The following is a 12,887-nucleotide window of genomic DNA, read 5'->3' as shown; positions in this document are numbered from 1 at the left end:
TCACGTGGGATCCGCCGTGAGCCGGTCCAACTCGCGCTTCGCGGCGTCGAGCGCGCGCCCCCGCCCGCTCCCGTCCCCGTTCCCGTCGAGGAGTGCGACGGCGTCACGGTAGGCGGTGGCGGCTTCGGCCGTACGGCCCAGGTGGCGCAAGGCGTGGCCGAGGAGGAGGCAGACGTTTCCTTCGAGGAGGGGGAGGCCGGCCTCCCGGCACAGCGGGCGGGAGCGTTCGAGGACGGTGGCGGCCTCCGGGAAGCGGTGCAGGAACAGCAGGACGCGGCCCAGGTCGCGGCTGGTGCGAGCTGCCCCGTGGGGGTCGCCGATGTCGTGGAAAAGGGTGAGGGCCCGTTCGCAGGCGGGGACGCCCTCCTCGTAGCGACCCAGCAGGAAGAGGGCTCTGCCGAGGGCTGCCTCGGCGTCGGCTTCGCCGCGGCGGTCGGCGACACGGGCGGCGGTCCGCCGGGCCGACTCGGCCAGGGGGACCAGTTCCGCGATGCGGCCCCGCTCACGCAGGTAGGGGGCGACGAGCCGGGGCAGCGCGATCGCGAGGCCGGGACGTACGGTGCTCGCCACGCGGGCGACGAGCGGCAGGTTCTCCCCTTCGGCGTCCAGCAGGCGCAGCGCGGCCTCGCGGTCCGGAAACGCGTGTATGCCCGGGGACCCGTGTGCGTCCGGGGATCGGCGTACGTCCGGAGGCCCGTACGCGCCCGGAAGGTCGGCGTCCGGGTGGAGGAGGGCGGTGGCGGCTCGCACCCGCTCCTCGTAGCGTTCGAGGAGCGCGTGTACGGGGCTCGTCCCCGCGGGCTCGCCCGGATTCTCGGTGAGTCCGTTCGGGTTCTCGGCGAGTCGGTGGAGCCGGGAGGCGAGGGCGTCGCCCGGCCTCGGGGCGAGGAGCTCGGGCAGGGTCCCCTCGAAGATGGGCAGCCGGTGGGCGAGGCAGTGCCAGAACCCGGGGCCGAAGCGTCGTGCGGCGTCGGTGAACAGTTCGGCGCAGGCGCTGTTCCAGGCGTCGCGGCTCCGGTCTCCCGGGAGGAGACCGCGCCCGTAGAGCAGGGGCACGGCGGCGGGGCGTGCCGTGTCGAGCACGGTGCGGTCGTCGAGCGTGCCCCTCGCGCGTATCGAGTGGATCGTGGCTCCGGCCGTACTGGCGTGGAGGTGGTCGAGGACGTCGCCGGGGCTCCGGCCCGCGAGGTGTGCCAGGGCGTGGCGGGCGGCGTCGGCGCCCTGGGCCGCCAGGTCCTCGGTCCGGGCGCCGGGCAGGGCGCGGGCCAGGACTGCGGGGAAGCCGGGGCGGCTCGCCAGTACCCACAGCACGGGCTCGGGCAACGGCTCGGCGGCGTGCGCTTCGAGGAGCCGCGGCCACGGCGTGTCGTCCGGGCAACTGCTGTCCAGGACGAGCTGTGCCCGCACGGCGTCGTGCTGCTCGCGCAGCTCCGCCACCGGGTCCACGGCCGGCGGCGGCTGGGCGTGGGCGGCGGCGAGCCGTCGGCGCAGGTCCGGACGGAGGCGGGCGAGCCGGATCAGGGAGTCGTCCAGGTCCGGGGACCCTCCGTACAGCCAGGCGACCTCGGCGAGTTCCCCGGGACGGTGGGCCAGAGCGCCGTGCGCCCAGCGGGCGAGCGGGCGTCGCGGAGCCACGCCCGCTCGTTCCAGCTGTGCCAGGGCGGTGACGAGCAGCCCGTCGGCCGTGCGGACACGGTCGTCCCCGACGTACCGCTCGGCCGCCCGTTCGAGTGCGGCGTCGTCGAGGTCGGCGACGATCGCGGTCAGGACGCTCGGCGGTGCCTGGATCAGAACGCGCAGGTCCGGGCCGTGCTTGCGGGAGCCCGGTACCGGATCACCGAGCGTGTCGAGGAGTTCACGCAGGCTGCCCTTGTGGCGGGTGAGGCGTCGCGCGACGGCCGTCCACGCCGTCCGGTCCTCGCCCAGGGTGTCGCGGAGTTCGGCCCCGACGGCGTCCCAGAACGCCTGGATCCTCGGCAGGTGGCCGTGGTCGCCGTGGTCCACGGCCGCCAGCAGACGGTCCAGCCGGGCCGTCGCCCGTACCACCTCGCGGGCCTTGCCGGGGGCGAGCAGCAGACGCAGCAGCGGCGTCCGCAGGTGGGACACGTGCGGCAGGAGCACCTTCCTGATCTCGTCGGACAGGTCGTGGCAGTGGACCAGGGGTGCCGTGTGAGCCCGGTAGGCCGACCTCCGTTCGGCGGGGCCCGTCCGGTTCTTCTGCCGGGCGGCGATGCGGTTGGCGACCTCGACGCGCCACGGGGTGAGGAGGGCGACGGTGAACGGGTCGGGGCAGTCGCGGCGGGCGATCAGGGCGCGTGACGGCACGGAGGGAAACGGGTCCCTCGCGTGGGCGGCGGCCAGTACGTCCCAGTCCACGCGCGCCGCGTCGAGCAGTCGGTCGCCGTCCACCGCGGTCTCCACGGATCGCAGGGCGGCCACCAGCTCCCGGCCGGACGGGCCCTGCCGCTCGTCCACGGGCCGGGTGTCGTGGTGTGCGGCGCGCATGCCGTGCCTGACGGGGTAGAAGGGGGCCGCCGCCACGGACAGACCGGTGGCGTCGAGCTCGGCGACGGCGCGCGCCCTTGCGGGCGGCGGCAGGAGCCCTGCCGCCCACCGGAGCATGCTCAGCCAGGAGGCCGCGGCATGCGCCGCGGCCGTCCGGGCGCGATCACCACGCGCCGCCGCTCCCGCTCCGCTTCCGTACGGTGCCGGTTCCGGTCCCCCCATGGCTGGATGGTAAGTCCTGCCGCCTGCTCGCTCTTTCGCTTTTTCGCAGGGCGCTGGTCAGTGGACGGTCCCCGGGGCCCGGGGCCTGTCCGGCTGATCGGCGCCTAGGGCCTGTCCGACCCTGATCCGCCGGACAGGCCCTAGGCCGCCGCCTCGCCGCTCAGGGTGCGGACGATCGCCGCCGAGAAGGCGTCGAGGTCGCCCGGGTTGCGGGAGGTGATCAGGGGGTGGCCTCCGGAGGTGTCGACGACGACCTCCTCGTCCACCCAGGTGGCCCCCGCGTTCTCCAGGTCGGGGCGGAGCGAGGGGTACGAGGTCAGCCGGCGGCCCTTGGCCAGCTCGCTGTCCACGAGGAGCCACGGTCCGTGACAGATGGCGGCGACCGGCCTGCCCGTCCCGGCGAAGGCGGAGACGAGGCGGCGGGCGTCGTCGTCCGTGCGGATCTGGTCGGCGTTCACGGTGCCACCCGGGACGACCACGGCGTCGAATCCATCCGCGGAGGCCTCGGCGAGCGTCGTGTCCGGCTGGACCACGGAGCCAGGGTCCTTGTCCGAGACGAGGGTCTGGACGCCCTCGTCCGTCTGTGCGGCGACCGTGACGCGGGCTCCCGCCTCGCGGAGGACGGCCACCGGCTGCTCCAGTTCGTCCTGCTCCGTGCCGTAGTTCGTCGTGAGGACGAGAACGTTCTTTCCGTCGAGCGACACTGTGCGTTCCTCTCTGCTGTGGACCCCCTCGTTTCTGCGCCTCACCCTCACCTGTAAGCCTCAAACCTCACATAATCCGCAAAAAGGCGGTCCGACATCCCCCTCGACGCCTGCCACCGGACGGGGGCGCACGCCGTCGTGCGCGACTACCCCGATAATCGTGTCAAATCACTCGAAACGGGCATCATCTTGAGAGGAAGCTCGCCAGACGGACCCCCTCCGCCACCTTTGCACGGCAGCAGGGCAGGCCCATCGCCCCGTCGAAGGAGCCTCATGTCCACCGTCGGAAACCGTTCCATCCGCACCCGGGCCGCCGACCCGGTTCCCGAGCCGGAGGTCGCCGGGAATCCGGGGGCTTCGATGCGCCGGGCCGCACTGGACGGACTGCCCGAGCTGACCCGGCCCACCACCGTCTCCACCGACGACGCCCAACACCTCTCCGCCGCCCTGCTCACCCGCCTGGCCGAACTCGACGAAGGCACCCCCGAACACGCCTACGTCCGCAACACCCTGGTCGAACTCAACCTCAGCCTCGTCAAATTCGCCGCCCGCCGCTTCCGCAACCGCGCCGAACCCACCGAAGACATCATCCAGGTCGGCACCATCGGCCTCATCAAAGCCATCAACCGCTTCGACCCCCACCGCGCCGTCGACTTCTCCGCCTTCGCCCTGCCCACCATCGTCGGCGAAATGAAACGCTTCTTCCGCGACACCAGCTGGGCCGTCCGCGTCCCCCGACGCCTCCAAGAACTCCGCATCGACCTCGCCAAAACCGCCGACCACCTCGAACAACACCTCGGCCGCCGCCCCACCCGCACCGAACTCGCCCACCACCTCCACCTCACCGAAGAAGAAGTCGCCGAAGGACAACTCGCCGCCCACGGCTACGCCACCCGCTCCCTCGACACCCCCACGGGAGACGACGGCAACGCGCCCGGCGCGATGCCCCGCCACCTGGCGACCTCCGAGCCCGCCTACGAGCTGATCGAGTCCCTCATCGCGCTCCGGCCGCTGCTCGACCGGCTCGACGAGCGCGACCGGCACATCCTCGAACTCCGCTTCGGCGAGGAACTCACCCAGGCCGAGATCGGCCGGCGGATCGGCCTTTCGCAGATGCACGTCTCCCGGCTGCTCACCCGCATCCTCGGCGACCTCAGGGCGAGCCTCGACGACGACAGCCCTCCCGTGGACGGAACCCCGGACGGAGCCGCCGAGGAAACCACCGGCGGAACCGCCGGCAGGACTACGGACGGGACGGCAGGCTGACCTCCAGCCACACCACCTTCCCCGCCGCTCCCGGCCCCCTGACCTCGTAGCCCCAGGCCCCCGCCAACCTGTCCAGGACCATCAGCCCGTGCCCACCGGGCAGCGCCGGCGAACGGGGCGCGTGCGGCCGGGGCGGCTCGGAACTGGCGTCGGCCACCTCCACCCGTACGCCCTCCCGCCCGCGCCGCAGGACGAACTCCTCGGGTCCCCCGGCGTGCAGACAGGCATTGGTCACCACCTCGGACACCAGCAGCAGGACGTCCTCCACCCGCTCCTCCCCCGCCTCGCTCCCCGCCGGAATCCACCCCCAGTCCGCCAACGCCTCCGCCGTGAAGTCCCGACACCGCGACACCACCCGCCGCACCCCGCGCACCATCAGCCTCCGCACCTGGACCCCGTCTCCCCCGCCGTCAGCCATGGCCCTGTCGGGGCTCGGAACTCTCGCCTCCCGGCTCTTCCTTCCGTACGAATTTCCGTACGAGCATCGTGGGTTCCATGGGTTTCACCGTTCCTCTCACACCTTTTGCTCCTTTTACCTCTTTCCGAGAACTGTGGGCACATTCCTGAGATATAAGGGATTACAGAAGGGGGTTCGGGGAAAACGCGGCCGCCGCACCTTCCCGCGAAAGCGTCGCCGCGCTCGCCGGCCGGGTGTCCGTACGGGACGGTTCAGGGCGGGCGCCCTGGGAACCCGCAGCGTATGAACGGTCGCCACGCACATCACGTGCGGCTCATGGCCTCCGGGACCCGCCGGTACGAGCTGACGGAGGTTCCCGAGGTGGTGGGCGCGTGCCGGGACCTGACCCGGCGGGCGCTGAGCGAGTGGTTCGGGCCCGCCGGCGCTCCCGGGCAGGTCGCCGCCGAGGACGCCCTGCTGCTGGTCTCCGAGGTCGTCACCAACGCCTTCACCCACGGGGGCGTCCCGTACGAGCTGCGGCTGGACCGCACCGGGGGCCGACTGTGGGTGCAGGTCAGCGACACGAGCCCGGTACGCCCCCGGCCCCACGGCCCGCACCGTCCGAGCCGCGCCTCCGGGCACGGCCTGTACCTCCTGGAGCGCCTGTCGGCCGCCTGGGGCTGCGTCCCGAGGGACGGCGGCAAGGCCGTCTGGTTCGAGGTGGAGGTGCCGCCCGTGCCCGTGGATCCCGACCACCCGTGGCCGGAGGGGTGAGCGGCCCCGGCGTTTACGGGGCGCGCCGCGCGGTCACTCGCAGGGCGTGGCCGGTTCCCCGGCCGGGAGCCGACGGTGAGCGCGTCCTCACCGCCTCCGTCCCCCGTTCCCCGCGATTGGACAAGCACCATGAGGGTCGTCGTCACAGGAGCCACCGGAAACGTCGGAACCAGCGTGGTCCGGGCCCTCGTCCGTGACCGCGCGGTCACGGACGTGCTCGGCGTCGCCCGCCGTGTCCCCGACCTCCGGATCGGCGGGGTCCGCTGGGCGGCGGCGGACGTCGATCCCGGTGGTCCCGATCTGGCCGGACTGTTCGCGGGGGCCGACGCCGTCGTCCACCTCGCCTGGAAGTTCCAGCCCACGCACGACCCGGTCGAGACCTGGCGCACCAACGTCCTGGGCAGCGTCAGGGTCTTCGAGGCGTGCGCCCGGGCGGGGGTGCACTGCCTGGTGCACGCCTCCTCGGTCGGCGCCTACTCCCCCGGCCCGTCCGACGGGCGGCCCGTGGACGAGTCGTGGCCCACCCACGGCTGGCCCGGCGCGGCCTACACCCGGGAGAAGGCCTATCTGGAGCGCTACCTGGACGGGTTCCAGCCGGCCCATCCGGACCTGCGGGTCGTACGGATGAGGCCGTCGTTCCTGTTCAAGGAGGAGGCGGCGAGCGAGCAGCGCCGCATCTTCGCGGGCCCGCTCCTGCCGTGGCGCGTCGTACGGCCGGGTCTGCTGCCCGTCTTGCCCTCCGTCAAGGGCCTGCGCTTCCAGGCGCTGCACACCGACGACGCCGCCGAGGCCTACCGGGCGGCCGTGGTGCGACCGGTCAGGGGGCCGTTCAACCTGGCGGCCGATCCGGTGCTCGACACCGACGTCCTGGCCCGCCTCCTGAGGGCCCGCGCCGTCCCGGTTCCGGCGGGCGCGGCCCGTACCGTGCTCGCCGCCGCGTGGCGGCTGCGGCTCGTGCCCGCCGCGCCGGGGCTGTTCGACGCGGTCCTGCGGCTGCCCCTGCTCGACTCCTCGCGGGCCCGCGAGGAGCTGGACTGGGCGCCGTCGTGGACCTCGGAGGAGGCCATCGGCGAGTTCCTCGAGGGCCTCGGCCGGGGAGCCGGGCTCGGCACCCCGCCCCTGGCGGCCGACGCGGCACCGGCGGAAGCGTGAGGACGTGTCCGCGGGCGGCCCGTGGCGGCCGCCCGCGGACACGGGCGGGTTCTCAGCTGCGTACGACCTCGCGCACGTTCTCCACGCGGCCGCAGTCCGAGGCGAGCTGTCGGGCGCGCTCCTTCAGGAAGGCGGCGCCCAGCTCGGCCCTGCGCTCGTCGGGGACGTTCTCCCGGGCGTCGTTGAGGATGGTGCGCTCCTCCTCGTCGAGGTGGTGGGTGACCGCCTCGACCAGCTTCTCCAGGCGCTCGTCCCACTCCTCGGAGCCGACCTCGTCCACCTCCAGGAGGGCGAGGAGGGCCTCGTTCCCCTCCTGGTGCTCCTCCGTGCCGTGGTCCACTTCCTCGTCGTCGACGTTCTTGAAGCGCTTGAGCGCCCCGTAGACCTCGGCCTCCTCGGCCTCGCCGTGCGCGATGAGCAGGGCCGAGAACTCCTTGAGGGCCGCGGCCCGGTCCGCCTCGACGCTCCGCATCCGGCGGAAGAGGTCCTCCATCGTGCGGTGGTCCTCCAGAATGGCCGCGACCACGTCCTCGTTCTCCTTGCTACCGGCCATCGTGCTGTCTCCTCCTCGGCTCGTCTTCCGTCGTGCGGCGCTCCGACGCCTTCGGCGGGTACCCCTGCCGGGGAGAACCAATCGCGCCCGTCCGGGGGTCAGACGGAGGCGGGGCGGCGGGCGGCGGCGAGCAGGTCCTCGCGGTCCAGGAGCTTGACGCGGGGGCGGCCCTGGGCGCGGCCCTCGGCCCGTTCGGCGGCGTCGATCGCCCGCCAGCCGTCGAGGTCCACGGCGTCGGGGCGGGCCGTGGTGACCGGCGGGCCGGCGGGGGCGGTCAGACGGCCGGTTTCGAGGTCGTCCAGGAGGGCGGTGACGGTCTCCTGGGCGCAGGACTTGTTGGTGCCGATGAAGCCGGTGGGGCCGCGTTTGATCCAGCCGGTGACGTAGACGCCGGGTTCGACCCGGCCCCGCTCGTGCGGCACCGTGCCGGTCTCCGCGTCGAACGGCAGGTCGGGGACCGGTTCGGCGCGGTAGCCGACGGCGCGCAGGACGAGGGAGGTCTCGATGGTCTCGGTCTCGTCGGTGGGGACGGCCCGTACGGTGCCGTCGTCGGCGCGACGCAGCTCGGTCCGTACGACGGTCAGACCGGTGACCCGGTCGTCGCCCTCGATCCGCGCCGGGCCGGTCAGGAAGCGCAGCACGATCCGGCGGCGGCCGGGGACGGGGGTGCGGGCGACGAGTTCGGCGAGGACCGCCGTCTTGGGCGTGGCGTCCGCCGGCAGGTCCTCGGGCCAGCCCTCCACGAGGACGTCGACGCCGTCGAGGGCGGCGAGCGCGATCAGTTCGGGCAGGGTGAACGCGGCTTCGGCCGGTCCTCGGCGTCCGAGGACGACGACCTCGCGGACCCGGCTCGCGCGCAGTGCGGCCAGGGCCCGGTCGGAGATGTCGGTACGGGCGAGGGCGTCGGGGTCGGCGGTCAGGATCCGGGCCACGTCCAGGGCCACGTTGCCGTTGCCGACGACGACGGCCCGTTCGGCGTCCAGCGGGTGGGCGGCGCCGTCGTGGTCGGGGTGGCCGTTGTACCAGGCGACGAAGTCGGTGGCGGAGGCGCTGCCGGGCAGGTCCTCGCCCTCGATGCCGAGGCGCCGGTCGGTGGCCGCGCCCACGGCGTAGACGACGGCGTGGTGGTCGCGGACCAGGTCGGCGTGGTGCAGGTCGTGGCCGATCCGGGTGTTGAGACGGTACGAGAAGCCCGGCTGGCCCTCGATGGCCCGGAAGAGCTCGGTGACCTGCTTGGTGTCCTGGTGGTCGGGGGCCACTCCGGCCCGCGCGAGGCCGTACGGGGTGGGCAGCCGGTCGTAGACGGTGACGCTCACGCCGGGGTGCCGGAGCAGTTCGTCGGCGGCGAAGAGTCCGGCCGGTCCCGCGCCGACCACGGCCACCCGCAGCCCGTCGGTCTCCGCCCGGCGCTGCGGGGGCACGAGGGCCATGGGGGTGCGGTCGGCGTGCGGGGAGGTGTCGTAGTAGGCGCGGTTGAGTTCGAGGAACGGCAGCTCGCCCTCGGTGAGTTTGGTGTGCGGTTTGAGGGCGTCCACCGGGCAGGCCGTCGTGCATGCCCCGCAGTCCACGCAGGTGCGGGGATCGACGTACAGCATCTCGGCCTGTCCGAAGCCCGGTTCGCCGGGGGCGGGGTGGATGCAGTTGACCGGGCAGGCCAGCACACACGACGCGTCGGCGCAGCACGACCGGGTGACGACGTAGGGCATGGGGAGCTGTTCTCCGTTCACGTTCACGGGGCCGACGGGACGGCTCCCGGTCGGCGGTCCCGCCCGGCGGGCGGGCGGGTGTGCTGCCCGGACGGCGTACGCCCGCCGGACGAGGAGCCGACGCGTCAGGCGGCGTGCGGGGCGGGCTCGCCCCGGAAGCGGGACGGGCGTCCGTCGATGCGCAGGGCGCGCCACACCTTCCGGGAGGCGCGGTTCATCAGGCCGATGTCCTCGGCGAGCATCCGCACGTCGGAGAAGAGGTCGCGGAGCATCTTCTCGCCGTCGGGCGACTTCCAGAAGATGTCCTTGATGACCCAGTGGGGGACGCCGATCTTCTCGGCGGTCTTCCGGTCGGGGACCACGATGACGTCGCCGAGGACGCGCATGATGACCGGGAAGGCCACCGAGAGGGCGCCCCGGCGGAACCTGCCGTAGCCGGGGACCTTGACGCGCAGGAACTCGTGGGCGAAGGAGATGTGGCGGGCCTCCTCGGCGACGTGGATCTGCATGAGCCGCCGCATCAGGGGGTGGATGTTCTCGCCGCCGCGCAGGATCGCCTTCTGGAGGTGGTCGATGGGCTCCTCGCCGGCGAGGACGCCGGTGAAGAACGACTCGGGGATGAGGGAGCCGGCCAGCGGCAGGAAGCGGCTGACCACCCGGAAGGAGCGCCGGCCGCCGGGCACGTCGGCGCCCGCGCGGTTGACGAACTCCTGGAACATCTGGGTGTGGTGGCACTCCTCCGTGGCTTCGTGGGTGAGGTAGCGGAACTCCGGGTTCTGGTTCGGCAGCGAGAAGAGGTAGTCCATCACCCCGCGGATGAGGACGTTCTCGAACTGCATGCCGACCTTGACGATGTTGGCGTACCGCCACAGGCCGATCTTCGTCCGGACCTCCAGCGGCTGCGCCTGGTACCACGGGTGGCCGCCGAGCGGGTCGGCCGCGGGGAGCACCCAGCGGGGGTCCTTCGGGTCGATGGCGAACTCGGGGTTGTCCCAGTCGATGTCGGTGAAGGCGTCGAAGTGGATGTGCACCGACGCCTCGGACAGCGTCCGGAGCCTTTCGTGGTAGCTCTCCTGGCTGATGGTCATCGTCGTCCTCGATCTCTCGCGTGCGGTCTCCGAAGGGGTGGGCGGGTCCGGGGTCAGACCGCCGGGGCGTGGTCCTGGCGGTCGGTGGCGGGGCGCGCGCCGGGGGCGGTCCGCTCGAAGCGGAGGGCGGGGTCCTCGACGGGGGAGACCCGCAGGGCCCGGCGGTCGCGGTAGTAGTCGTTCCAGATCCGCCAGGGGTCGCGGACGCCCTGGCGGGGCATGATCGCGTCGCCGCGCGCGATGTAGCCGGAGGTCAGCGACTCCCCCATGACGGACACGTCGGAGCGGTCGGACGCGGCGGCGACGGGGGTGGCGCTGGTGAGGCCGTGCCGGTCCATGTGGGCGATCAGCCGGCTGAGGTAGGCGCAGGCCAGGTCGGCCTTGAGCGTCCAGGAGGCGTTGGTGTAGCCGATGATCATCGCCAGGTTGGGGACGCCGTCGAGCATCACGCCCTTGTAGAGGAGGTGGTCGCGGGTGACGAGGGGCTTGCCGTCGACCGCGATCTCCATGCCGCCGGCGAGCTGGAGCTTCAGGCCGGTGGCCGTGATGACGATGTCGGCCGGGATCTCCTCGCCGGACTTCACCCTGATGCCGTTCTCGGTGAAGGTCTCGATCCGGTCGGTGACCACGGAGGCCTTGCCGCTCCTGAGGGTCTTGAAGAGGTCGCCGCCGGGGACGACGCAGAGCCGCTGGTCCCAGGGCTTGTACGACGGGGTGAAGTGGCGCATGTCGACGCCCTTGCCGAGCCGGGCGCGTACGGCGCCGAGCAGCACCTTGCGCATGAGCCACGGCGCCTTGCGGCACAGGGCGTACAGGCCGCGCTGGAGCGCGATGTTGCGGGCGCGGCCCACCCGGTGGACGAGCCCGGCGGGGACGCGGAGCCTGCGCAGGACGGTGGAGACGGGGTCGTCGGCGGGCAGCGCCAGGATGTACGTGGGCGAGCGCTGGAGCATGGTGACGTGCGCGGCGGTGTCGGCCATCGAGGGGACCAGGGTGATGGCGGTGGCGCCGCTGCCGATGACGACCACGCGCTTGCCGGTGTGGTCGAGGTCCTCGGGCCAGTGCTGCGGGTGCACGAGGGTGCCGGTGAAGCGCTCCTCGCCGGGGAACTCCGGGCGGTGGCCGGCGTCGTAGTCGTAGTAGCCGGTGGCGCCCACGAGGAAGCGGGCCTTCCAGAGTTCGGTCGTGCCGGTGGCCTCGTCCAGGGTCTCGACGGTCCACCGCCCCTCGTCGCTCGACCAGTCGGCGCGGACGGCCTTGCGGCCGAAGCGGATGTGCTCGGTGACGCCGCGCTCCTCGGCGGTCTCCTGGACGTAGCGGCGGATGTCCGTGCCCTCGGCGAGGATCCTGGTGCCGTGCCAGGCGCGGAAGCCGTAGCCGAAGGTGTACATGTCCGAGTCCGAGCGGATGCCCGGGTAGCGGAACAGGTCCCAGGTGCCGCCGACCCGTGCGCGCCGCTCGATGACGGCGTACGTGGTGCCGGGGTTGCCGTCGGCCAGGTGGCAGGCGGCGCTGATGCCGGACAGCCCCGCGCCGATGATCAGCACGTCGACGTGCTGGTGCTCCATGTCGTTACCCCTCTGTCGCCGCCCCGCGTGCTTCCGCACCGGTGCATCGGATGCACCAGACCCGAACGCCGTCGCCCGGTACGGGAATTTACCTGTGTCACTGCGTCCAAGGTACCGGCGGTAACACACAATGCGCCACCCCCGGGAACGGACCGCGCGCGGCCTCTTGATCGGGCCGGGTACGATCCACGCCGTGGCGGAGGACAGAGACGTACGCGGTGACGGACGCCCCGACGGCCGGGACACGCGCTGGTCCGGCCACCGGGCCGAGCGCCGCGACCAGGTCCTCGCGGCGGCCCTCGCCGTCATCGGCCGTGAGGGCCCCTCGGTCAGCGTGGCGGCGATCGGCGCCGAGGCCGGGATGCCCCGCTCCGTGGTCTACCGGATCTTCCGCAGCCGCGAGGACCTGGACGAGCAGATCCGCGAGCGGATCGCCGACGACCTGCTGGCCGCGCTGTACCCGGCGCTCGACCCGAAGGGCACCGTCCGGGAGGCCGTCGAACTCGCCGCCGCCACCTACGTCGGCTGGGTCGCGGAACACCCCCTGCTCCACCAGTTCCTCGGCGCCGGCTCGCCCGAGCGGCACCCCGCCGGCTCCCGGGTGGTGGCGGGCACCCGCACGGCCATCGCCCTCCACCTGGCGCAGCTGCTCGACGCGTACGCCGAGCAGCTGGTCGACGGCGGGAAGGCGCCAGCGGGCTTCACCCTCAACCTGGCGTTCGGCATGGTCGGTCTGGTGGACGGGGTGGTCAACCAGTGGGCCGCCCACCCCGGGTCGAGGAGCTCCCTCGACGACCTGACGCATTTCCTGAGCGACGCCCTGTGGGGCGTCCTCTCGCAGTCCACCCTGCGGCTGGGGCTCGTCCTCGACCCGGACCAGCCGATCGGCACGGCTCCGGAGCTGCCGGCGCGGCCCGGGCCGTGATCCGGCGCCCGGCGTCCCGGTTCCGTT

At 73.1% G+C, this 12,887-nt stretch carries 11 protein-coding genes; 4 read left to right on the top strand and 7 right to left on the bottom strand.

Annotated features, from left to right (window positions below; genetic code table 11):
* Both CP977_RS32695 and CP977_RS32690 read right to left on the bottom strand, forming a co-directional pair.
* Positions 1–2,727: a tetratricopeptide repeat protein gene (locus CP977_RS32695; protein WP_152371366.1), complete on the bottom strand. Its 2,727-nt coding sequence runs from the start codon at positions 2,725–2,727 to the stop codon at positions 1–3.
* 140 nt (positions 2,728–2,867) lie between these two features.
* A complete protein-coding gene (locus CP977_RS32690) occupies positions 2,868–3,431 on the bottom strand; it encodes a type 1 glutamine amidotransferase domain-containing protein (RefSeq protein WP_062760128.1) in 564 nt (187 codons plus the stop codon).
* A 273-nt stretch (positions 3,432–3,704) separates the two neighbouring features.
* Between CP977_RS32690 and CP977_RS32685 the strand changes: the two genes are divergently transcribed.
* The gene (locus CP977_RS32685) at positions 3,705–4,697 is read left to right on the top strand and encodes a SigB/SigF/SigG family RNA polymerase sigma factor (protein WP_062760127.1); all 993 of its coding nucleotides are present in this window, start codon (positions 3,705–3,707) and stop codon (positions 4,695–4,697) included.
* Here the strand turns inward: CP977_RS32685 and CP977_RS35280 are convergent.
* Positions 4,675–5,115, bottom strand: a complete 441-nt coding sequence (locus tag CP977_RS35280; protein WP_268934025.1) for an ATP-binding protein — start codon at positions 5,113–5,115, stop codon at positions 4,675–4,677. The two genes, CP977_RS32685 and CP977_RS35280, sit on opposite strands and share 23 nt — an antisense overlap.
* A gap of 315 nt (positions 5,116–5,430) precedes the next feature.
* On the opposite strand from CP977_RS35280, the gene CP977_RS32675 reads away from it, so the two are divergent.
* Positions 5,431–5,868, top strand: a complete 438-nt coding sequence (locus CP977_RS32675) for an ATP-binding protein (RefSeq protein WP_063915290.1) — start codon at positions 5,431–5,433, stop codon at positions 5,866–5,868.
* Positions 5,869–5,997: 129 nt separating this feature from the next.
* Complete coding sequence (locus CP977_RS32670; protein WP_152371365.1) at positions 5,998–7,020, top strand: NAD-dependent epimerase/dehydratase family protein; 1,023 nt, start codon at positions 5,998–6,000, stop codon at positions 7,018–7,020.
* 52 nt (positions 7,021–7,072) lie between these two features.
* Here CP977_RS32670 and CP977_RS32665 read toward each other — a convergent pair whose 3' ends face one another.
* From CP977_RS32665 to CP977_RS32650, 4 genes are all read right to left on the bottom strand, one after another.
* Entirely contained in the window at positions 7,073–7,573 is a 501-nt protein-coding gene (locus tag CP977_RS32665) for a hemerythrin domain-containing protein (RefSeq protein WP_062760123.1), read from the bottom strand.
* Between the two features lie 98 nt (positions 7,574–7,671).
* On the bottom strand, positions 7,672–9,306 hold the full coding sequence (locus CP977_RS32660; protein WP_372460765.1) for an FAD-dependent oxidoreductase: 1,635 nt from the start codon (positions 9,304–9,306) through the stop codon (positions 7,672–7,674).
* 98 nt (positions 9,307–9,404) lie between these two features.
* Positions 9,405–10,367, bottom strand: coding sequence for an AurF N-oxygenase family protein (locus CP977_RS32655; RefSeq protein WP_062760121.1), 963 nt, complete (start codon positions 10,365–10,367; stop codon positions 9,405–9,407).
* A 53-nt stretch (positions 10,368–10,420) separates the two neighbouring features.
* Positions 10,421–11,935, bottom strand: coding sequence for a flavin-containing monooxygenase (locus CP977_RS32650; RefSeq protein ID WP_062760120.1), 1,515 nt, complete (start codon positions 11,933–11,935; stop codon positions 10,421–10,423).
* A 193-nt stretch (positions 11,936–12,128) separates the two neighbouring features.
* On the opposite strand from CP977_RS32650, the gene CP977_RS32645 reads away from it, so the two are divergent.
* A complete protein-coding gene (locus tag CP977_RS32645) occupies positions 12,129–12,860 on the top strand; it encodes a TetR/AcrR family transcriptional regulator (RefSeq protein ID WP_167309019.1) in 732 nt (243 codons plus the stop codon).
* Positions 12,861–12,887 lie beyond the last annotated feature (27 nt).

The sequence above is a fragment of the Streptomyces cinereoruber genome (assembly GCF_009299385.1).
Lineage (GTDB): Bacteria > Actinomycetota > Actinomycetes > Streptomycetales > Streptomycetaceae > Streptomyces > Streptomyces bikiniensis.
Note: the sequence above shows the minus strand (reverse complement) of the source record. Positions and strands in the feature narration are given on the sequence as shown.

What these genes read in the sequence shown, in the direction of transcription:
- CP977_RS32695 (WP_152371366.1), bottom strand. Translation starts at nt 2,727, where the DNA reads ATGGGGGGACCGGAACCGGCACCGTACGGAAGCGGAGCGGGAGCGGCG.
- CP977_RS32685 (WP_062760127.1), top strand. Translation starts at nt 3,705, where the DNA reads ATGTCCACCGTCGGAAACCGTTCCATCCGCACCCGGGCCGCCGACCCG.
- CP977_RS35280 (WP_268934025.1), bottom strand. Translation starts at nt 5,115, where the DNA reads ATGGCTGACGGCGGGGGAGACGGGGTCCAGGTGCGGAGGCTGATGGTG.
- CP977_RS32675 (WP_063915290.1), top strand. Translation starts at nt 5,431, where the DNA reads ATGGCCTCCGGGACCCGCCGGTACGAGCTGACGGAGGTTCCCGAGGTG.
- CP977_RS32670 (WP_152371365.1), top strand. Translation starts at nt 5,998, where the DNA reads ATGAGGGTCGTCGTCACAGGAGCCACCGGAAACGTCGGAACCAGCGTG.
- CP977_RS32665 (WP_062760123.1), bottom strand. Translation starts at nt 7,573, where the DNA reads ATGGCCGGTAGCAAGGAGAACGAGGACGTGGTCGCGGCCATTCTGGAG.
- CP977_RS32655 (WP_062760121.1), bottom strand. Translation starts at nt 10,367, where the DNA reads ATGACCATCAGCCAGGAGAGCTACCACGAAAGGCTCCGGACGCTGTCC.
- CP977_RS32650 (WP_062760120.1), bottom strand. Translation starts at nt 11,935, where the DNA reads ATGGAGCACCAGCACGTCGACGTGCTGATCATCGGCGCGGGGCTGTCC.